This window comes from Flexivirga lutea (genome assembly GCF_054778955.1).
Window position 1 is genome coordinate 15,938 of sequence record NZ_BAAGZB010000003.1, and the last position, 20,135, is coordinate 36,072.

20 protein-coding genes and 1 pseudogene are annotated in these 20,135 nt (G+C 72.1%); 11 read left to right on the forward strand and 10 right to left on the reverse strand.

Annotation, left to right across the window (positions count from 1 at the left end):
• Nucleotides 1-21: 21 nt before the first annotated feature.
• A complete protein-coding gene (locus ACYVBN_RS12755; protein ID WP_460600866.1) occupies nucleotides 22-657 on the reverse strand; it encodes a TIGR03089 family protein in 636 nt (211 codons plus the stop codon).
• A gap of 63 nt (nucleotides 658-720) precedes the next feature.
• Between ACYVBN_RS12755 and ACYVBN_RS12760 the strand changes: the two genes are divergently transcribed.
• Nucleotides 721-1,470, forward strand: a complete 750-nt coding sequence (locus ACYVBN_RS12760) for a hypothetical protein (protein ID WP_460600867.1) — start codon at nucleotides 721-723, stop codon at nucleotides 1,468-1,470.
• Nucleotides 1,467-2,405, forward strand: coding sequence for a DNA-3-methyladenine glycosylase family protein (locus tag ACYVBN_RS12765; protein WP_460600868.1), 939 nt, complete (start codon nucleotides 1,467-1,469; stop codon nucleotides 2,403-2,405). The genes ACYVBN_RS12760 and ACYVBN_RS12765 overlap by 4 nt, the downstream gene beginning before the upstream one ends.
• A gap of 3 nt (nucleotides 2,406-2,408) precedes the next feature.
• Here ACYVBN_RS12765 and ACYVBN_RS12770 read toward each other — a convergent pair whose 3' ends face one another.
• The gene (locus ACYVBN_RS12770; protein ID WP_460600869.1) at nucleotides 2,409-3,443 is read right to left on the reverse strand and encodes a coenzyme F420-0:L-glutamate ligase; all 1,035 of its coding nucleotides are present in this window, start codon (nucleotides 3,441-3,443) and stop codon (nucleotides 2,409-2,411) included.
• Nucleotides 3,440-4,420, reverse strand: a complete 981-nt coding sequence (cofD, locus tag ACYVBN_RS12775; RefSeq protein WP_460600870.1) for a 2-phospho-L-lactate transferase — start codon at nucleotides 4,418-4,420, stop codon at nucleotides 3,440-3,442. The genes ACYVBN_RS12770 and cofD overlap by 4 nt, the downstream gene beginning before the upstream one ends.
• A gap of 200 nt (nucleotides 4,421-4,620) precedes the next feature.
• Between cofD and ACYVBN_RS12780 the strand changes: the two genes are divergently transcribed.
• The 3 genes from ACYVBN_RS12780 to ACYVBN_RS12790 are packed head-to-tail and all read left to right on the forward strand — an operon-like array spanning nucleotide 4,621 to nucleotide 9,586.
• Nucleotides 4,621-4,902, forward strand: a complete 282-nt coding sequence (locus tag ACYVBN_RS12780; RefSeq protein ID WP_440283943.1) for a WhiB family transcriptional regulator — start codon at nucleotides 4,621-4,623, stop codon at nucleotides 4,900-4,902.
• Between the two features lie 56 nt (nucleotides 4,903-4,958).
• Complete coding sequence (locus ACYVBN_RS12785) at nucleotides 4,959-8,177, forward strand: glycosyltransferase (RefSeq protein ID WP_460600871.1); 3,219 nt, start codon at nucleotides 4,959-4,961, stop codon at nucleotides 8,175-8,177.
• Nucleotides 8,174-9,586 (forward strand): DUF5719 family protein, encoded by a 1,413-nt coding sequence (locus ACYVBN_RS12790; RefSeq protein WP_460600872.1) that lies wholly within the window; start codon nucleotides 8,174-8,176, stop codon nucleotides 9,584-9,586. The genes ACYVBN_RS12785 and ACYVBN_RS12790 overlap by 4 nt, the downstream gene beginning before the upstream one ends.
• Before the next feature lie 20 nt (nucleotides 9,587-9,606).
• Here ACYVBN_RS12790 and ACYVBN_RS12795 read toward each other — a convergent pair whose 3' ends face one another.
• On the reverse strand, nucleotides 9,607-10,440 hold the full coding sequence (locus tag ACYVBN_RS12795; protein ID WP_460600873.1) for an SDR family oxidoreductase: 834 nt from the start codon (nucleotides 10,438-10,440) through the stop codon (nucleotides 9,607-9,609).
• A complete protein-coding gene (locus tag ACYVBN_RS12800) occupies nucleotides 10,440-10,823 on the reverse strand; it encodes a metallopeptidase family protein (protein WP_440283939.1) in 384 nt (127 codons plus the stop codon). The genes ACYVBN_RS12795 and ACYVBN_RS12800 overlap by 1 nt, the downstream gene beginning before the upstream one ends.
• Nucleotides 10,824-10,913: 90 nt before the next feature.
• Here ACYVBN_RS12800 and ACYVBN_RS12805 point away from each other — a divergent pair, with 90 nt between their 5' ends.
• From ACYVBN_RS12805 to ACYVBN_RS12820, 4 genes are read left to right on the forward strand one after another with little or no spacing between them, the layout of a single operon-like run.
• A complete protein-coding gene (locus ACYVBN_RS12805) occupies nucleotides 10,914-11,276 on the forward strand; it encodes a DUF3499 domain-containing protein (RefSeq protein ID WP_440283938.1) in 363 nt (120 codons plus the stop codon).
• 11 nt (nucleotides 11,277-11,287) lie between these two features.
• Nucleotides 11,288-12,706: a phosphomannomutase/phosphoglucomutase gene (locus ACYVBN_RS12810; protein ID WP_460600874.1), complete on the forward strand. Its 1,419-nt coding sequence runs from the start codon at nucleotides 11,288-11,290 to the stop codon at nucleotides 12,704-12,706.
• On the forward strand, nucleotides 12,703-12,912 hold the full coding sequence (locus tag ACYVBN_RS12815; RefSeq protein WP_440283936.1) for a Trm112 family protein: 210 nt from the start codon (nucleotides 12,703-12,705) through the stop codon (nucleotides 12,910-12,912). The genes ACYVBN_RS12810 and ACYVBN_RS12815 overlap by 4 nt, the downstream gene beginning before the upstream one ends.
• Before the next feature lie 19 nt (nucleotides 12,913-12,931).
• Nucleotides 12,932-14,113 (forward strand): SIS domain-containing protein, encoded by a 1,182-nt coding sequence (locus ACYVBN_RS12820; protein WP_460600875.1) that lies wholly within the window; start codon nucleotides 12,932-12,934, stop codon nucleotides 14,111-14,113.
• Here the strand turns inward: ACYVBN_RS12820 and ACYVBN_RS12825 are convergent.
• Both ACYVBN_RS12825 and ACYVBN_RS12830 read right to left on the reverse strand, forming a co-directional pair.
• Nucleotides 14,107-14,547, reverse strand: a complete 441-nt coding sequence (locus tag ACYVBN_RS12825; RefSeq protein ID WP_460600876.1) for an MFS transporter — start codon at nucleotides 14,545-14,547, stop codon at nucleotides 14,107-14,109. The genes ACYVBN_RS12820 and ACYVBN_RS12825 overlap by 7 nt on opposite strands.
• Before the next feature lie 65 nt (nucleotides 14,548-14,612).
• Nucleotides 14,613-15,488: pseudogene (locus ACYVBN_RS12830) on the reverse strand (MFS transporter); the annotation flags it as partial.
• On the opposite strand from ACYVBN_RS12830, the gene ACYVBN_RS12835 reads away from it, so the two are divergent.
• Together ACYVBN_RS12835 and ACYVBN_RS12840 are read left to right on the forward strand one after the other, a co-directional pair.
• On the forward strand, nucleotides 15,400-16,770 hold the full coding sequence (locus ACYVBN_RS12835) for a mycothione reductase (RefSeq protein ID WP_440283933.1): 1,371 nt from the start codon (nucleotides 15,400-15,402) through the stop codon (nucleotides 16,768-16,770). The pseudogene ACYVBN_RS12830 and the gene ACYVBN_RS12835 overlap by 89 nt on opposite strands.
• A gap of 41 nt (nucleotides 16,771-16,811) precedes the next feature.
• Entirely contained in the window at nucleotides 16,812-17,738 is a 927-nt protein-coding gene (locus ACYVBN_RS12840) for a DUF808 domain-containing protein (protein ID WP_460600877.1), read from the forward strand.
• Between the two features lie 5 nt (nucleotides 17,739-17,743).
• On the opposite strand, the gene ACYVBN_RS12845 is transcribed toward ACYVBN_RS12840, so the two are convergent.
• The 3 genes from ACYVBN_RS12845 to ACYVBN_RS12855 form a co-directional block, all read right to left on the reverse strand.
• Nucleotides 17,744-18,607 carry an NUDIX domain-containing protein gene (locus ACYVBN_RS12845; protein ID WP_460600878.1) on the reverse strand — a complete coding sequence of 288 codons (864 nt, stop codon included), beginning with the start codon at nucleotides 18,605-18,607 and terminating at the stop codon, nucleotides 17,744-17,746.
• A 54-nt stretch (nucleotides 18,608-18,661) separates the two neighbouring features.
• Nucleotides 18,662-19,036, reverse strand: a complete 375-nt coding sequence (locus ACYVBN_RS12850; RefSeq protein ID WP_460600879.1) for a GNAT family N-acetyltransferase — start codon at nucleotides 19,034-19,036, stop codon at nucleotides 18,662-18,664.
• Nucleotides 19,037-19,107: 71 nt separating this feature from the next.
• Nucleotides 19,108-20,133: an aminoglycoside phosphotransferase/kinase family protein gene (locus ACYVBN_RS12855; protein ID WP_460600880.1), complete on the reverse strand. Its 1,026-nt coding sequence runs from the start codon at nucleotides 20,131-20,133 to the stop codon at nucleotides 19,108-19,110.
• Nucleotides 20,134-20,135 lie beyond the last annotated feature (2 nt).

Genomic DNA, 20,135 nt, shown 5'->3' on the forward strand with positions numbered 1-20,135 from the left:
GACGGACATTACAAGACCGGATCACAGCACCAGGTCGACGGCCTCCGAAGCGCTGCGGTCGGCGCGGGTCTGCTCGTCGGCATCACGCAGCACGACCACGGAGCAGCCACGACCGATCAGGCCGGCGACGACCACCGGCACCCGGTGCGTCGGGACATCGGCGAGCAGCACCCGGCCACCGGGCTGGCCCACGGTGGTGCTGAGGTCGGCGTACGTGGCCGGATCGGTGCCGGCAACGGCCTCCTGGTCCTCGTCCACGGACCCGACGGGAGCAGGCATCACGTCCGGCATCGCCTGCAGCGGACTGGCCGCCAGCGCAGCGGCCGGCTCGACCAGATCGGCCGAGGGATCGGCGCCCGCGTCGAGACTGACACAAGCGTCGGCGTCGGTGCTCGCGGTCACCGTCAGCCCTCGCGTCCATGCCGCGAGGGTCCAGTAGATGGCCCGCCAGTGGTCGGCCGGCAGATCCAGCCGGACCAGGTCGCCCGGTGTGAGCGCCATCTCCGACTCCAGCCAGTTCGCAGCCTTGGCAACCCAATTGGCCAGCGTCTTGCCGGACAGGTCGATCCGCTCGGTCCGGCCGTCGTCATACCAGGTCAGCCGCGGGCGCGACAGGTCGCCGGCCAACAATGCGGCGCGAAGTTCATCGGAGTTCACCCGAGGAGCCTAGTCGGCCGTTACCTGCCGCCGCCTGTCGTCGTCTCCGGTTAGAGTCGAAGGGTGAAGGTCCACTCCACGGCTGCTGCTCGCATCTCCGGTTCTCCCGCGGTGCAACGTGTCGTCGGCCGCGCCCGGCAGGCCGCCAAGGACACCGCCGCCAAACTTCCGCACCCCGCCGAGCAGAAGGTCTCGCTGCGCGCCGCCGACTTCAGCGGCGTGCGCACCACCGGCCTGCTGCTGGACGGCGACGAGGCGCGCCTCGCCCGCAAGGCCGCCCGCCGGCTCGGCCTCGCCCGCACCCTGGACGACACCAGCGCATGGGCCGCCTTCGGTGCGCTGGCCGCGCTGCTGCGTGTCGTCGACGACGGCCGCCGGCACTCGGTGGTCGTCGACACCGCAGGCCCGCGATCGGTCTTCTCCCGCTGGGTGACCAGGATCGGCTTCGCACCGCTGGGCATCGACGTGATGCGCCCCGACGTGGTCGGCACGGACATCGACCCGGGCTCGGTCGACCTGGTGGTCCGCCTGCACCCGCACTCCAGCGACCCGGCCACCGTCGACGAGGACCTCGCCCGGGGCACCGCTGCGTTGCGGCGCGGGGGGTTGATCATCGTCTCGCTGCGGCTCGGCCCCCGTGACGCCGGTGGCGTCGCCGTCGCCGACGTGCGGTCACTGGTCGCCCGCGCCGACGAGCAGGGGCTGTCGCTGGTCGGTGACCTGGCGCTCGAGGAAGGCCGACAGGCCAACACCGTCGCGGCAGGGGAGAGCGGCAACTTCGGGCTGGCATTGCTGACCTTCCGCCGGCGTTGACCACCCCGGCAGCGGTCACCGCCGACTTCGCGCCGGGACGTCCGGTCCCGCTCGGCGCGATCCTGGCGACCTATCGTCGCGGGTCGGGCGATCCGACGTTCCATGCTGCGCCGGATGCCGTATGGCGCACGGCGCGCACCCCGGACGGTCCGGTCACGCTCCGGCTGCACCGGGAGCCGGCGCCGGAGGGCGACCGGATCGTCGCACGCGCCTGGGGTCCCGGGGCCGACTGGGCACTGACCGGCCTGCCGGAGCTGCTCGGAGCGGCGGACGACCCGACGGGGTTCCAGGTCCGGCATCCCGTGCTCGAGCGCGTCGCGCGGGAGCAGCAGCACTGGCGGGTGACCCGCTCCGGGTTGCTGCTGGACAGCCTGCTCCCGGCGATCATCGAGCAACGGGTCACCGGGAAGCAGGCGTTCGGCGCCTACCGGCAGCTGGTTCGGCGCTACGGGGAGCCGGCACCCGGCCCGGCGGAGGCCATCGCCGCACTCCGGCTGATGGTCACGCCGGCCATCGCCGGGTGGCGCCGCATCCCCTCCTGGGAGTGGTTGCGGGCCGGCGTCGACGGGCAGCGCGCGGACACCGTGCAACGCGTCCTGCAGGTCGCGCCCCGGCTGGCCGAATGCTGCGCCATCCCGCGCGAAAACGCTTGGCGGCGCTTGCGATCCATCCCCGGCGTGGGTGTGTGGACGGCGGCCGAGACGATGCAGCGGGCGGCCGGGGACGCCGACGCGGTCAGCTTCGGCGACTACCACGTGGCCAAGGACATCGGCCACGCCCTGACCGGGGCACCGGTCGACGACCGGGAGCTGGCAGCGCTGCTGCGTCCGTATGCCGGGCACCGTTACCGCGTGCAATACCTGGTGATGGCCGGGCGTCTCGGCGCGCCGCGGCGTGGCCCCCGGCTCGCCGTACCGACGCACCTGCCCGGCTGAAGCTCAGTCCGGCACGGTGATGGTGACGCCGCCTGCCCCGTCCTGGCGGCCGCGGCAGGCGAGGCGCTCACCGGCGAGGGCGACCTCCAGGCGAGCCCAGACCCGCCCGAGCGCCACCGGGTCCGCACCGTGCAGTCGCAGCAGCACCGAGCCGTCGACGGACTCGGAGGTGTCGACCGACACCGGGTCGCCGCTGGCGAGCGCGACGCGGACCGCGCGCGCCGCGCGTGCGGCGGACGGCTCCGGCGCGACGGACTCGAGACCGACCTGCACCGCCAGGACGGTGCCGGGATCGACACCCAGCGCCGCCCGCACGGCCTCGGCGCGCCCCAGGCCGAACCAGTCCGTCGGGCCGGTGCGCACCAGCCCGCCGGTGCCCGGCCCGTCGTCGGCGATGACCTGAGAGGAGAGCCCGGACACCACGGCCACCGGGACCCGGTCGATCTTGCCCTTCACCAGGTCCGCCGCTGCGGCGACCTCGTCGGCGATGTTGCGGATGGTGACCGCGAGGTCACGGCCCGCGGTGTCGGGCAGACCGCGCAGATCGTCCACCGGTCGCAGGCCGGCGGCGCCGAGCGCGAAGTCGGTCAGTCCGGCCCGCCAGGCCCGGCCGGAGGTGTCGGACAGCACGACCGCGAAGTCGGCTGCGCGGTGCAGCAGCGCGGCGATCTCGCGGCGCAGCCGGCGCGCGACCCGGTCGGCGTCCCGGGGGAGCAGCAGGAGCCGCTCGTCGTCCGAGTTGGACGCATCGATGCCGGCACCTGCCATCACCGGCCCGGCCGCCGCGTGCACCACCCGGGTGACACCGGTCTCGGTGGCGCGTTCGGCGACGACGGCGCGGGACTCCTGCAGCACCAGCTCGGCGCGATCGACGCCCGGAGCGGCATACAGCCCGAGCCACTTGGAGACGATCTTGCTGGTGACCACGACGACGTCACCGGTCGCCAGGTGCGGGCTCAGGAGCTCGGCGAGCAGTGCCGGCAGGTCCGTCTCGGGCGTCACCTCGGCAGCGAAGCCGACGGGACGGATCGCGATCATCGGCGCAGCGAGAGACCGAGTTCGACTGCCTCCGATGCCATGTCGGCGGCGGCGTCGATGTCGGTCATCAGCAGCGGCACGGCGCGCACGCTCACCTCGGCGCCGGCCATGGCCGCTTCGTCGGCCTTGTCCACCAGCCAGCCGTCGAGGAAGTCGGCATAGAGCCCGGCGACGCCGTCCGGTGTCACCGGCACCCCGATCGCCGACAGGCAGGCGTCCGCGTGACCGCGCACCGGCGCACCGCCGACGAGTGGGCTGACGCCGACGACCGGCGCGGTCGTGCCGCGCATCGCATCGCGCACGCCTGGCACCGACAGGATGATGCCGATGGAGACCACCGGGTTGCTCGGTGGCAGGAGCACCAGATCGGCGGTGCGGATCGCGTCGAGCACTCCGGGCGCGGCCGCTGCCTGGTTGAGCCCCGCGACGACGAACCGCTTGGCCGGCAGCGCGGCCTGATGCTGCACCCACCACTGCTGGAAGTGGATGGCGCGCTCGCCATCGCCCGCACCGTCGGGGTCGTCCACCACGACGTGGGTCTCGACGGGGGTGTCGGTCATCGGCAACAGCGTGACGCCCTGGTCGGGCAGTCCCCAGCGTGCGGCGAGCCGTTCGACGACGGCGCTGAGCGTCATACCCTGGCCCAGCCACTGGCTGCGCGCGATGTGCGTGCCGAAGTCGCGGTCGCCGAGCCCGAACCACTGGGGCTGCGCGCCGTATGCCGCGAGCTCGCCTTGCACCACGAAGGATTCGTCTGCCCGGCCCCAGCCCTGCCCCTCGTGGACGCCACCGCCCAGCGTGTAGAGGAGAGTGTCGAGGTCCGGGCACACGCGCAGTCCGAAGAGGGTGATGTCGTCGCCGGTGTTGCCGATGACCGTCAGCGAGTGCGGGCCGTCGCTACGGCGGGACAGGTGCTGCAGGAGGCCGCGCAGGAATCGGGCTCCGCCGACCCCTCCGGCGAGAGCGGTGATGCGCATTCGTCCATCGTCGCACGGGCGCGCCGCGCGCCGCCGGGCGTGTCCCCGGGCCGGCCGGGCCCCCGCGACGGGACGGTCGCGAAAACCGTTGCCGCTACGGAGGACTGCGAACGGTAGCAACCGACTCCCGGGCTTGACGTATCGGAATGACACGCGTGTAATTAGCACCGTCAGGTCATGCAGACGGATGAGGAGGAGCCGTGCAGGAGTTCACTGTCTTGACCTTCTTGCACGAGGGGCTCGAGCAGGAAGACGAAGAGACTGCGCTGTCGTGGCAGGAGCGTGCGCTGTGCGCACAAACCGACCCCGAGGCGTTCTTCCCTGAAAAGGGTGGATCCACCCGTGAGGCCAAGAAGGTCTGCATTGGGTGCGAGGTCAAGGCCGAGTGCCTCGAATACGCCCTCGCGCACGACGAACGCTTCGGGATCTGGGGCGGTCTGTCGGAGCGTGAGCGACGCAAGCTGAAGAAGCGGGCGGTCTGACCACGACGCACGCCCGGCCCACCCGGCACGCAGCCGAGCTGACCAGTGCCGGGTTCTTGGCGACCGACGACGACCTCGTCGAGCTCGCCGTCACCGCCCTGCTGGTGGTGCAACACGGCGATCACCCGCGACTCCTCGACACCCTGCAGGCGCTCGTCTCCTCCGCGCGCCGACCCGACCGGCTGATCGTCATCGATGCCACACCCGGCCGGGACCTTCCCGGCATGCTCGCCGATCACCCCGATGCCGCCCGTGACGACTGGGCGATGTCGGTGGTCACGGTGCCGCCGGGCACGCCGTTCGCGGAGATCGTCGACACCGCCGTCACCGCGATGCCCGAGCCCGGCGAGGACGCCGTCGTCGCCCTGCGTCCCAGACGGCGGGCGCGCAAGCGCCCGGTGCGCCCACGAGACCGCGACGAGTGGCTGTGGCTGCTGCACGAGGACAGCGCCCCCCACCCCGATGCTCTCGCCGAGCTGGTCACGGTGGCCGCGGGCAGCGACCGGATCGGCATCGCCGGCTGCAAGATCCTGGACAGTGGCAACCCCACCCGGTTGGTCAACGTCGGCATCGACCTGACCCGCACCGGCCGGCACGTCGGCTCCCGGATGCAGGGTGAGCCCGACCAGGGCCAGCACGACAACCGCCGGGACGTCCTCGGCGTGAGCAGCGCCGGCATGCTGATCCGGCGTGACGTCTACCTCGGCCTGGGCGGTTTCGACCCCGCGTTCGACGGTGACGGTGACGGTCTCGACCTGTCCTGGCGCGCCCACCTCGTCGGCCGGCAGGTCATCGTCGTACCCGCCGCCCGCGCGCACCAGGAGCTGGTCGGCAAGGACAGCGACGTCGACCGCCCGGCGCCGCGCGGTGCCCGCACCTTGCGCCGGCACCGCCAGGTGGCCCTCGCCCGGTGCTCGCTACTGGGACTGCCGTTCATGGCGTTGTGGGTCCTCCTCAGCTGCACCGTCCTCGGCGTGGTGATGTTGCTGCTCAAGCGGCCCCGGCGGTCCTTCGCCGAGTTCGCGCAGGCGACCGCCCCGTTGGCCATCTTCCGGATCATCGGTGCGCGCTGGCGGTTCGTGGGCCGTGCCACGACCCGGCGTCGCAACCTGCGCACCCTCTTCGTGCCGTGGCGCGAGGCGCTGGATCACGCCCTGGGCACCCTCGGCGACGCGATCACCTTGGAGCCGTCGCGCAACGACATACCCGCCACGACACCGGTGGAGACGGGACCGGTCGCCGACGACGCCGAGCCGATGCCGGCACCGGTCGCCGGACGCGGCAACGTGCTGCACAACCCGGGGCTGTGGGCGGTGCTCGCCCTGCTGGTGGCCGCCGGATTCTGCTGGCGCGACCTGATCACCGGGGGAGCGCTGCGGGGCACCGGCAACGGTCTGGTCGGCGGCGCACTGCAACCTTTCACCACCGATGCCGCCGGCGTATGGCGGATGTGGCGCGACGCCTGGACCGGGCCGGGACTGGGCGCCGCAGGCACCCCGACGCCCTACCTGGTGCTGCTCGCACCGCTCGCCTGGGTCGCCCAGCAGGTGCCCGGCGTCCACGGTTCCGCATCGGCAGCCGCAGTCGTCACCTGGCTGCTGGTGCTGGCGATGCCGCTGTCCGGTGCGGTCGCCTACCGGGCCGGTCGCAGCGCCACGCACGCCCGCTGGCCGCGCGCCGCGGCGGCGCTGGCCTGGGCGACGCTGCCGACGCTGACCACGGCGGTCGCCGCCGGAAGGCTGGGCCCGGTGGTGGCCCACATCCTCTTCCCGTTCGTGCTCGCGGGCCTGTTCGAGGTCGGCCGTCGGCGCGCCAGCACCCCGGTCACCTGCGGCACCGTGCTGGTCACGGCGGTCGTCGGGTCGTTCGCACCCGCGCTGCTCGTCATGACCTCGGTGATCGCGCTCGCGATCGTGGTGCTGGGGCCGGGCTGGGCCCGGCTGCGCGGCCTGGTCGTCGCCGTGCTGCCGTGGGTGGTGCTCGGCTGGTGGACCCGCGACCTGTTCACCGACTGGCGCGCGGTGCTCGCCGGGCCGGGCGGACTCGACACGGTGCACGCCATACCCGCCTGGCAGCTGTTGCTGCTGCACCCGGGCGGACCGGGCTCCTACAGCGTCTGGGCGAGCATCCCGGTGCTGCTCGTCGGCGTGCTGGGACTGGTCCGGTCCGGCTTCGGCAAGGCCTCCACGGGTCTCGCCCTCGTCGGCCTGCTGGGCCTGGCCGCCGGCCTCGCGGCCGGACACCTGCACCTCGTGCAGTGGTCCGACGGTCCGCGCACCCCCTGGGCCGGGCTCGGCCTCGACGTCTTCGCCGCCGCCCTCCTCGGCGCCGGCCTGCTCGGGCTGCGTGGCCTGCTGGCCGAACGTCCCGCCCGGGCCCCGCGGCTGCCCCACCGGCTTGCCGTCGGCGCGACGGCGGGCGCGTGCGTCGTCTTCGCCGGTGTCGCCGGACTGGTCGCCTGGCAGGCGCAGCCGACGCCGTCCCTGCGTCCCACGCCGGCCGGGCCACCGAGCGTGGTGTCGGGTCAACTCACCGGCCCGAACGCGGTGCGCCTGCTGCGGCTGACGGTCGCCGACTCCGGCACGATCACCTACCGGTTGACCGGCCGGGAGACCGGCCCGCCCGCCACCGGGTTGCACCCACCGGTCCCCAGCGGCGGTGACCGCACGGCCGAGGCTGCCGCCGCGCTGTTGCAGCCGGACCGGGCCGGCACGGCGGCGGCGGAGTTGCGCGCCTTGGGCGTCGGTTTCGTCATCGTCGACGGGACCGGCAGTCGCGCGGCTGTCACCGACGATCTGCAGAGCGTGGCCGACCTGACCCAGATCTCCCGCGCCGCGCGCGCCGCCGTATGGCGCGTGAACCCCGCCACGAGCGACAACGGCTCCGACGTCGTCGCCAGCAGCCGGGTGTGGCTGGAGTACCACGGCCAACCGGTCGACGCCGTGCCGTCGACCGTGGCGCATGCCCGGTCGCACACCCGGATCGCCGCAGGCCCGGCGGGCCGCTCGCTGGTGATCGCCGAGGGGCTGGGCTGGCGCCAGCACGGCACCGTCACGGTGGACGGACATCGCGTCCAGCCGGTGGTGGCGGACGGCCGGCTCACCTACCCGATGCCTGCCGACGGCGGCCGGCTGATCATCGACCCGGGTGTCCAGCACCCCCGGGTGGTGCTCGGACAGGCCGCGCTCGCGGCGTTGCTGATCTTCCTGGCGATACCGTTCGGCAACCGGCGGTCCCGGCGGACCGCCGCCAGCACCTCGCGGAGGGCGTCGTGAAGCTCTTCGGCCCGGTGCGCGCCACCCTCGCCGTCGTCGCCGGCGCCGGGCTGGTCTGGGGAGCGACCCAGGTCGGTGAGACCGCGGACGCGACGCGCCCCGCCGACGTGCACCGGCTGGCCGGCGACACCACCTCCAGCACGCTGGACGACGTGTCGCTGTCGTGTCCCGGCGCGCCGACCGCCGGCACCGTGCAGGCCGCCTCGCTGCCGGCGGTCTGGCTGTCCGGTCACCGCAGCGGCGGCTCGGTGCGCCTGGTCGCGCACGGCACGACACCGCTGACCCTGCACCGCGGCGGCGTGGCCGGCTCCGAGCTGCCGGCAGGCAGCGCCGGCACGGTGCTCGGCAAGGGCGCTCTGGCCACCGGCCTGGTCGCCACCCAGACCCACCTGGACGACAGCAGCACAGCCCGCGGGCTCAACGTCAGCGCCTGCGGCTCACCGGTCCAGGACGGTTGGTACTTCGGTGGCGGCGACGCACCAGGGCGGGTCGCGCGGCTGACCCTGGTCAACACCGGGGCCAGCGCCACCACGGTCGACGCCACGGTGGTCGGCTCCCGGGGCATCGATGCCGGCGCCTCCGTCAAGGGCACCGTCCTCGCACCGGGCGAGCGCAAGGTGCTGCTGCTGGGTGACCTCGGGCCGTCCTTGTCGGCTCCGGCGATCCACCTGACCGCCACCGGTGGTGGCGTCTCGGCGTCCCTGACCGACGCGTGGATGGACGGGGAGACGCCGGTCGGCGAGGCCACCACCACCGCTGCCGTCACGCCCGCCGACAAACTGCTGATCAGTGGAGTCTCCGCGACCGGCGCCGCCCCTGAGGTCCGGGTGGTGGTGCCCGGCAAGGAGGAGGCGATCGTGCGGGTCCGGGCCGTGGACGTCACCGGCGCGGTGAAGGCCGACACGGTGCAGACCGTGGCCGCCGGGACAGCCGCCGCGACGACGCTCACCGGGCTCGAGCCGGGCCGCTACGACGTGCAGGTCACCGCGGACGTGCCCGTGGCGGTCTCGGTGATGAGCCGCACCGCCTCCTCCGGCCCGACCGATCTGACCTGGTCCCCGGCGCTACCGGCGACCGAGACACCGGCCGGCATCGCCCTGCCGGCACGGATCCCCGGCGGGACCGCCGAGCTGATGCTCTGCGCACCGGCCGCCACCACCGCGGACGTGGTGACGGTCAGCGCGACGGGCACGCATACCCAGACGGTCACCGTTCCGGCGGATCGGCCGGTGGTGGCCGATGTCGGCGGCGCGGTCGCTGTCTGGGTGCGGCCGCAGCACGGTGGCAGGGTGCAGGCGTCCGTGACCATCGGCGGCCGTCGCGGCGACGCCGACTTCCTGGCGACCGTGCCGTTGCAGGCCACCCCGCTCCGCCAGTCGACCAGCCGGCTGGTGCCGGCCCGCGGCTGAGTCACCGCACCTTCCCGCCGTCAGGCTCGGCGCTCGGCCAGCCACTGTGCGTAGGTCGCTCCGCCGCGGATCGCCTGCGGCCCCGGCAGGTTGGATCCTTCGGCGAAGCGGCGCATGGTGCCGCCGACGGCGGGAAGTCGCAGCAACCGGGGCGCCCTGCGCCCCGCCACGTGCGCGGTCAGCACGGCCAGCTCGCGAGCGGACAGCAGCTCCGGCCCGGCATACTCCATCGGCGGTGTCGGCGCCAGCGCCTCGTCGAGCGCGAGATCGACCAATTGTGTTGCCAGCCAACGGGCGTCGACCGGTGCGAAACGCAGGCCACGCATGCCGACGCCGAAACCGGCGAACTGGCTGGCCACCAACCGGTGGACCAGCTCGTGGATCTGCGTCGCACGCACGATCACGTGCGGACGCCCGGATGCGGTGACCGCAGTCTCCGCGGCCGCCTTGGCACGATAGTAGGGCAGCGGGTTGTCCCAGCAGCCGATGATCGACAGGTGGACCAGCCGTGCGGTGGGGTTGTGCTCGGCGAGCGCGGCACACAGCCGGGCGGTGCCGTCGACGTCGACCTGCTCGCTCTGCGCGGCATTGCTCGCGCAGTGGATGACGGCGTGCACGCCGTCGACGGCCGCGGCGAGCCCGGACCCCGTCGCCAGGTCACCCTCGATCTCGTGCGCGCCGGTGGTGGCGCGGCCCGGCACCCGGGTCAGCACCGTCGCCGGCACCCCGGACCGGAGCAGCTCCCGGACCGCCTGCGTGCCGATGGTGCCGGTGCCGCCGGTGACCAGCACCGGGCGGCGGGTGACACCCGGCAGGCCCGGGATCAACGGGGGTGGGTCGGTGGCCCGTGCCATCAGTCCTCCAGATCGTCGGGATGTATGCCGAGGATGTGCGCGACCTGTTCGGCCAGGACGTCCCACACCAGGTCGGTCAGGTCCGCGTCCTCGGTCGCGCGCGACTCGATCGGGCGCCGGTAGAGCACCACCCGGGCCGACCGGCCACGCTGCTCGGGGTAGGCGCGGCCGAGAGCCAGGTCGGACTCCCAGGGCGGCGGGTCGGTCGAGGGCACGTCCTCGACGGCGAACTCGATGCCGGCCAGGCTGCGCTGCAGCCGCCGCTCCAGGCTCTCGACGCCGTCGAGCACGAGTTCGTCGAACTGCGCCGACCGGCTGCGCATCGCCGGCACCGGCGGCCACGCCAGCGGCCCCCGGAACCCTCGGCCGTGTCGGTCACTCATACGCCCGACTCTAGTCAGCACAACGGGATTCACCCAGCACGCGGCGTGCCGGACGGGCGGCAGCGCTGCGGTGTCCTAGAGTCGAGCATCGTGACTGGTCCGAGAGTGAAGCGCCTGTGTTCCCGCACCGCCTGCAAGGGTGCCGCCGTCGCCACCCTCACCTATGTGCACGCCGACCAGACGGTCGTGCTCGGTCCGCTGGCGACCTACGCGGAGCCGCACACCTACGACCTGTGCGCCGACCACACGACCCGGATGACCGCCCCGCGCGGGTGGGACGTCGTGCGGCTGGCGATCGACCTGACCGAGCCGGAGCCGACACCGGACGACCTGCTCGCGCTGGCGGACGCCGTGCGTGCCGCTGCGGCACCGCCGCCGGTGCGGGAACAGCCGCCGGCGGCCGGCGGACGGCCGGTGCTGACCGTCCTGCCCGGCATGCAGTCGCCCCGGTAGGCTCCCGACCTGTGACCTCGCCCCGACTCGCCGACTTCTGCAAGGCGTATGACGTCCGCGGCCTCGTGCCCGATCAGCTGAACTCCGATGTGGCGGCCGCGATCGGGGCGGCCTTCGCCCAGGTCGTCGCGATCCCGGACGGCGCCCCGGCGATCGTGGTGGGCCACGACATGCGGCCCAGCTCGCCCGAGCTGGCCGGGTCCTTCGCTCGTGGCGCCGCATCGGCCGGTCTCGACGTGGTCCAGGTCGGCCTGTGTTCCACCGATGGCCTCTACTACGCCAGCGGGGCGCTGGACCTGCCCGGCGCGATGTTCACCGCGAGCCACAACCCCGCCCAGTACAACGGCATCAAGCTGTGTCGCTCCGGGGCGCGCCCGGTCAGCCGCGAGACCGGGCTGGCCGAGATCACCGAACTCGCCCAGCGCCGTCTGGACGAGCCGGCCGCTGCGGCCGGCGCGGCGGCGGAGGGCACGGTCACCGGACGCGATCTGCTCGGCGACTATGCAGCCTTCCTGCGCGGCCTGGTCGATCTGTCGCAGGTCCGTCCCTTGACGGTGGTCGTCGACGCGGGCAACGGCATGGGCGGCCACACCGTTCCCGCCGTGCTCGGCACCGGCGCCGGTCTGCCGGAGCTGCCGCTGCAGGTGGTGCCGCTCTACTTCGAGCTGGACGGCACCTTCCCCCATCACGAGGCCAACCCGCTGGAGCCGGAGAACCTGCGAGACCTGCAACGAGCTGTCGTGGAGCAGGGCGCCGACATCGGGCTCGCCTTCGACGGGGACGCCGACCGCTGCTTCGTCGTGGACGAACGCGGCGAGCCGGTCAGCCCGTCCGCGGTGACGGCGTTGGTCGCGACGCGCGAGATCGCCAAGGCAGGCGCCGGCGTGCCGGTGGTGCACAACCTGATCTCGTCGCGCGCGGTCGCGGAGATCATCGCCGAGCAGGGCGGGGTCCCGGTGCGGACCCGCGTCGGGCACTCCTTCATCAAGGCCGAGATGGCCTCGCACCAGGCGATTTTCGGTGGTGAGCACTCTGCGCACTACTATTTCCGGGACTTCTGGTACGCCGACACCGGGATGCTCGCCGCACTGCACGTGCTGGCCGCGCTCGGGGAGCAGGACCGGCCGCTGTCGGAGCTGGCGGCGTCATACAGCCGGTATGCCGCCTCGGGCGAGATCAACTCCCGGGTGAGCGACGGTGCCGCCGCGACCGAGCGGGTGCGCGACTGGGCCCAGCGGCTGGGCGAGGTCGAGCAGGACACGCTCGACGGTCTGACGATCACCCACCGCGGCGAGCCCATGTGGTGGCTCAATGTCCGCGCCAGCAACACCGAGCCGTTGCTGCGGCTCAATGTCGAAGCGGCCGACCGTGCGACGATGGAACGCGTGCGCGACGGCGCCCTGCAGCAGATTCGTGAGGAGAACCCATGAGCAGCACGACGATCGAACCCTGGTTGCGGGAGATCCTGCGGTGCCCGGTCGGTCTGCACGAGCTGATCGACGCCACAGGCCCGGACGGTGCTGCGGAGCTGCAGTGTGCGGCCGACTGCGGTGGGCCCGGTCAGCGGCGTGGCTATCGCATCGACGGCGGTGTGCCGGTGCTGCTGGCCGACGAGTCCCGCGTGTTCACCGTCTGACGCGCCGACACGGAAGCTGATGCCCTACCTGGACGAGTCCGGTCTCGACGATCCCGACGAGTTGGCTCGCCGGGACACTCGGGAGACGCTGCGCGCGCTGGCGACCGCCGGCGCCCAGGTCCGCGAGGCGGTGACGCTCTCCACCGAGGGTGGCATCGACCGGGTCGCCTACGGGGAGCGGCCCCGCTCGGTCGTGGTGGCGGCACTCGGCGGCAGCGCCGTCGTCGCGGACGTGCTGGAGATGCTCGCGGAACCATCCTCGCCGGTGCCGGTCACGGTGCGGCGCAATTTGCCCCTGCCGGGCTGGGTCGGCCCGCTGGACCTGGTCATCGCCGTGTCGCTGTCCGGACGTGCGGACGGACCGGTCGCGGTCGCCCGCGAGGCGGCGCGCCGAGGCGCCGCCCTGTTGACCGTCGGTGCCGAGGACTCGCCGCTGTCGGAGATCAGCCATCGTGCGCGCGGCGTGCACATCGGCGTCGGACGCGGGCGCGCGTCGTCGCGGACCTCGCTCTGGTCGCTGCTGACCCCGGTGCTGATGGCCGGTGAGGGGCTGGGCCTGATCGACGTGCCGCAGCACGTCCTCGGCGAGGTGGCGGCTCGGCTGGACGAGCAGGCGGACGCGTGCCGTCCGTCGTCGGAGTCGTTCGTCAATCCGGCCAAGCTGGTGGCCGTGCAACTGGCCGAGACGGTTCCGGTCGTGCTGGGCGACGGTGCGCTCGCCGGCGTGGCGGCACGCCGCTCGGCGGCCATGCTGGCGCAGACCGCGCGTATCCCCGCGACGTGGGGTGAGCTGCCGGACGCGGCGTCGCAGGTCGTTGCCTGTTTCGACGGGCCCTTCACCGCCGGCGGCGGAGCAGGAGCCAACACCGGCCGGCAGGCCGACATCTTCGCCGACCCGTTCCTCGACGCGCCGGCGCAGCCGAAGCTCGGCCTGATGATGCTGAGAGATGCGCCGGTCCGGCCGCCGACTCCGGACAGCGACGCGGCCGAGGCCCTCACCGATGCGGTGCTCGGCACCGCTCGGGCGGCGGGTGCCAAGGTCATCGAGTCCACCGCAGCCGCCGGACATCCGGTGGTCCGGTTGGCCGAACTGATGGCGCTGACCGACTTCGCGGCGACCTACCTCGCGCTCGGGCTCGGCGTCGACCCGGCCGTCTCACCGCACGTGGCCGACCTGCGCGACCGCACCTCCGGTCAGTAGCTGGTGCCGCTGCGCGCCGGGCTGCGTCGCAGCAGCACGAAATCGGCCGCGGCCACGGCGAGCAGCACGATCGCCGTGATCACGAAGACCGGACGAAGCCCGAGGTGCGCGCCGACATACCCGCCCATCAACGGCCCGGTCACCTGCCCGGCGTACTGCGCGGACACCGACACCCCGAGGACCCGCCCGACGACCGCGTCCGGCACCCGGTGCCGGATCGCCGCGGTGAGGGCGGGCATCAGCCCGCCGAGCGCCATACCCATCAGCAGACGCAGGATCGCCAAGACGGCGACGTTCGGGGCGGCCGCCTGAGCGAGCAACGCCAGTCCGGCGACGCCCAGACAGCCGGTGACGACGCCGAGATGGCCGATCCGGTCGCCGAGCCGGCCCAACCGGGGTGCCGAGGCGATGCTGCCCGCGGCACCGAGCGCCATGATGACGCCTGCCGCGAAGGACGCATGGTCGGTGCCGGACAGTTGGCCGACGAAGAGGTGAGCAGCAGCACCAACACCGTGCCGCGATGCGGCAGCTCGGACCACACCGGCCGGTGCTGCGGCTGCCGCGCCGAGGCGGTCGCCCGCTCCTCGTGCAGCAAGGTCGTGGTCGCCAGGAAGGCCAGGAAGATGAGGGCGCCGGCCAGCAGGAAGGTCGTGCGCACACCGATGAGAGCCGGGGCGAAGCCGCCGATCAGCGGTCCGGCGATGTTTCCCGCCATGACGCCGCCGGAGAGCACGCCCAGTGCCCAGGCGCTGCGCTCCTTCGGGGTCTGGGCCGCGACCAGGATCGTCGACCCGGAGGAGTAACCCCCGAGCAGGCCGGTGAGCAGTCGCAGTCCGACGAGCTGCCAGACGTTCTGTGCCAGACCGATGCAGGACATCACGACCGCCATGCCCAGGCTCGCGCGGATCAACATCGACTTGCGGCCGTAGCGGTCACCGAGCGCACCCCACAGCGGCGCGGTGAGCGCGGCCGCGAAGAAGGTCGCGCTGTAGGCGATGCCGGACCAGCGCAGCACCGCGGCGCGTTCGTGCACGCCCAGTTGCTCGACGAAGATCGGCAGGTAGGGGATGAGCATCGTCATCGCGACGATGGTGGTGAACGAACCGCCCACGCAGACAACGAGATTGCGTCGCCAGTGGGTGCTCTCGGCCATTCCGCCAGCCTGCCCCTGTCTGTCCGAAGTGTGAACGCGCTTCTCGCATTGTGAGCACGCGTCGGTCCGGGGCGCCGGAGGGGCGCCGCGGGGGAGGCGCGTGTCGAGAGCACGCCCGACATACCCTTTCCTGGTGACACATTTCGACCTGGCCATCATCGGCACCGGCTCCGGCAACTCCCTCGTGACGCCCGACTTCGACGACAAGCGTGTCGCTGTCATCGAAGAGGGCCTCTTCGGCGGCACCTGCCTCAACGTCGGCTGCATCCCCACCAAGATGTTCGTGTATGCCGCCGAGGTGGCCGACGCCGTCCGCGGATCCGCGACGTACGGCGTGGACGCGACACTGGACGGAGTGCGCTGGCGCGACATCCGGGACCGTGTCTTCGGCCGGATCGACCCCATCGAGGCCGGCGGCCGCGCCTACCGCGAGAACGGCGCGAACACCACCGCCTACGAGGGGCACGCGGAGTTCGTGGGCCCGCGCGAACTGCGGGTGCAGGTCCGGGACCGGGTCGAGACCGTCACCGCCGACCAGATCGTGATCGCCACGGGCGCGCATTCCTTTGTGCCCGAGGTGGTTTCGCAGGCGGGCGTGCCGTTCCACACCAGTGACACGATCATGCGCATCGACGAGCTGCCGGCGTCGATGGTGATCCTCGGCGGTGGCTTCATTGCCGCCGAGTTCGCGCACGTCTTCAGCGCGCTGGGGGTCCAGGTGCACATCGTCAACCGCGGACCGCAGCTGCTGCGCAAGGAGGACGAGGAGATCAGCAAGGCCTTCACCGCGCTGGCGGTCCGGCAGTGGGACGTGCATCTGGGTGCGCAGGTGGTCGGGGTCAAGGAGGCAGAGGGCGAGGTCGTGCTCGAGCTGGACTCCGGCGAGCTGATCAGTGGTGGGCTCCTCCTCGTCGCCACCGGGCGCCGCCCGAACGTCGAACGCCTCGGGCTGGAAAGGGCTGGTGTTGCGACGCATTCGGACGGCCGGGTGCGGGTCGACGAGTTCGGCCGCACCAGTGCCGAGGGGGTGTGGTCGCTCGGTGACGTGAGTTCGGCATACCAGCTGAAGCACGTGGCCAATCACGAGGCGCGGGTCGTCGCGCACAACCTGGTGCACCCGCAGGATCTGCAGGCGTTCGACCACCGGTTCGTGCCCTCGGCCGTGTTCACGCACCCGCAGCTGGCGTCGGTCGGTATGACCGAGGCCGCGGCGCGGGCCGCCGGCATCGACGTGACCGTCAAGGTGCAGCAGTACGGCGACACGGCATACGGCTGGGCGATGGAGGACACCACCAGCATCTTCAAGGTGATCGCCGACCGCCGGACCCAGCTGATCGTGGGCGCCCACGTGATGGGCCCGATGTCGAGCTCACTGATCCAGCCGATCATCCAGGCGATGAGTTTCGGTCAGCCGGCCCCCGATGTCGCCCGTGGACAATACTGGATCCACCCGGCCCTCGCGGAGGTCGTCGAGAACGCGCTGCTGGGACTCGAGTTCGACTGACACCGACCGGCTGCTGAGCGTCTGCTGCATAGACTCTGCGCATGGCAGGTGGACTGGTAGCGCTGCTCGACGACGTCGCGGCCCTCGCGAAACTCGCTGCGGCGTCACTGGACGACGTGGGTGCGGCCACCGGCAAGGCGAGTGCGAAGGCGGTCGGTGTGGTCGTCGACGACACCGCCGTGACGCCGCGGTATGTCGAGGGGCTCTCGGCACATCGGGAGCTGCCGATCATCAAGAAGATCGCCGTCGGCTCACTGCGCAACAAGCTGTTGCTCATCCTGCCTATTGCGTTGATCCTCAGTCAGTTCGCGGAGTGGGCGCTGACCCCGATCCTGATGGTGGGCGGCACCTATCTGTCGTTCGAGGGCGCGGAGAAGATCTGGGAGGCGCTCGCCGGCCACCATGAGGAGTCGGACGGCGAGCCCAAGGACGAGCGGAAGGTCGTCGCGGGTGCCATTCGCACCGACCTGATCTTGTCCGCCGAGATCATGGTCATCGCCCTCAACGAGGTCGACCACGAGCCGTTCGTCGCGCGGACGATCATCTTGATCGTCGTCGCTCTGGTCATCACGGCCCTCGTGTACGGCGTCGTGGCGCTCATCGTGAAGATGGACGACATCGGGTTGGCGCTGGCGGACGGAGCGACGGGCGTCCGAGAGGCGATCGGCCGCGGCATGGTGATGGGGATGCCGAAGGTGATGGCGGCGCTGTCCACCGTCGGCATCGTGGCCATGCTCTGGGTCGGCGGTCACATCCTGCTGAACGGTTTCGACGAGCTGGGGTGGCACGCGCCATACGGTCTGGTGCACCACCTGGAGAACGCCGTCCACGACGCCACCGGTGCGCTGGGTTCGACGTTCGGATGGGTTGTGAACACCTTCTTTTCGGCCGTGCTGGGAGCGGTGGTCGGCGCGATCGTGGTCGCGGTGCTGCACGTGCTGCCGCGGAGAACGGCCGCACACGGCTGACCGGTTCAGGCGACCGAGCGCACCGCGAGCGTCACCCAATCGGTGACCGGCTCCGGTAAACGGTCGGTCGGGAACCAGCCGACTCTGTCGATCTCGCCGTCCTGCGGGCTGGTGGGTTCGGGGCGTCCGTCGGGGAACGACGCCGCATAGAGGAGCCGCACGCTGTGCCACAACTCGCCGAAGGCGTCGACCGTGGAGGAGTGCACCCCCAGCGGCCGGCCGATCGTCGGTGTGAGACCGGTCTCCTCGCGGCATTCGCGGAAAGCGGCGTCCGCCGGGTCCTCGCCGAAGTCGACGCCACCACCGGGCAATGTCCACTTCCCTTGTGCTGGGCCGGGCGACAGCTGGTGCGTTAGCAGGATGTAGCCGTCGCGGACGCACACGGCGTAGGCGCCGACCCGGACTGCTCGCGCGTCGCTCGCGGGTCGAGTGCCGGAGGATTGCTCCGCGAATTCCGTGACGTAGTCGACCTGTTCGGCCGTTTCGATGGCGCGCGCGTCATACCGGGTGCGGACGAGAGTGATCGCCGTATCGGCCGGCAGGCCATCGAGCACTGCGAGACAGGCGAGTGCCGTTCCCGTGCGGCCCAATCCGCCCAGGCATGCGATCTCGACGCGCTCGCGTGCCGCTCGTTGCCACGCCGCGGCCAGCGCCCGGCGTGCAGCCATCGGATCGATCGGCAGCCCGAAATCCGTCCACTCGACCCACGTGTGCTCCCAGGGCACACCGCTCACGGGGGTCGCGAGCAGGTAGAGGCCGAACTCAGGATCCGGCGAAAGCTCCGGGTGCGCGCTCAGTCCACGGCCACGGATCAGTCGTCCGGACGGTAGTGCCATGACCCGGTCGTCGCTGCTGCTCCAGTGGCTCATGGGTTCACCGTACGGCGCACCGTGCGGAAGCTGATCGATCCCGATGGGAGGGTGTCAGAGCTGCAGGCGGTAGACGTTGGTGTCGCGCAGTTCGAAGCCGGCGCGTTGGTAGAGCCGGTTTGCGGCTTCTCGGCTGGGCCTGGAGGTCAGGTCGACGGTGCGCGCGCCCAACTCTCGTGCCCGGTTGACTGCCGCGTCCAAGAGCGCCTTGCCTGCCCCGGAGCCGCGGGCCGCGGAGGCGACGACGACATCCTCGACCCAGGACCGGACCCCGGTGGGGATCGGAAATGTCGCCAGCGTCAGCATGCCGATGGCATCGTCGTCCCGCGTCGCCACGAAGAGATCGATGGCGTCGTGCGCGACGAGGGCCTCGAGTGCGTCATACCGCAGCGATGGCGCCGAGGAGGAGAGTTCAGCAACCAATTGCACGGCAGCAGAGTGTAGTTCGGGAGCTACCTCACGAACGAGAACGACGTCTACACCGTGCAGGGAGCTGAGAGTCACGCACCAAACGTATGGGACTGACGCGTTGCGTGAGGCTTTGTTGACCAATGAGGCAGATCTGCCGCAATTCGGACACGCGCGGGGAGATTGTGCAACTCGGCCGCCGCCTGCTCCGATGCCTCCGTCGTCCGGCGCGGACCGGCGGACAGCAGACCTGAGGCGATGCGCAGGCAACGGTCGAGCCAGTCGATGCTGATGCGCAGATCGTGCGCCAGCAGGGCGGCGTGGGGTTCGAAGTGTTCGCCGCCCGCGCGGAAGTAGGTGGACAGGAACGTCCGGGCGATCGCCGGATCGGTCCAGTTCGCCAGCGACATGGCGGTGCGCATCGCTTCTTCGGCCGGCAACCACGGCGCCGCAACGTCCCAGTCCACCAACACGGGGCAGCCGTCCGCCAGCAGCAGGAGGTTCTTCGGATCGACATCACCGTGTGACATCACCCGGCGGCCACCAGGACGGCGGGTGAACCACGCCCGGACGGTCGCGATCTCGGGAGCGACCCGCTCCGCGTCCTCGGCGTATGGCGAACCGCGTCGCCGCAACTCCGCGACCAGATCCGGCCAGCCGTCGCACGTCGCAGTCGTCGGCGTCGGGAAGACGTCCTCGCGCGTCGGCACGACGTGCAGGGCGTGCATCGTCGCCAAGTCACGGGCGACGGCGCACGCGACGGACTTCCGGACCGGTCCGGGCGGGCACGGCCGGGCGTGCCCGATCCACTGGTGCGCACGGAAGGTCCGCCCGTCGACGTCGAGCAGAACCTCGCCGGCCGGGCTCGCGATTGGGCGCGGGGAACGCACACCGGCCTTGACCGCCCGCCGTTCGAAACGGATCGCCTCGTCGAGCCACTCGCGCCACGACGGATCGCCCCACGGGTTGAGCATCTCCTTCACCGCGTAGTGGCCGCCGGCGGTGCGCACGGACCACACGCGGTTGGACCAGGCGCGCCCGACCTCCTCGATGGCGAGCACCTGCGGCGTCAGCCCGAACCCGCCGAGCAGCCGCTCCGCCGTGTCGTCGCTCAGCACGT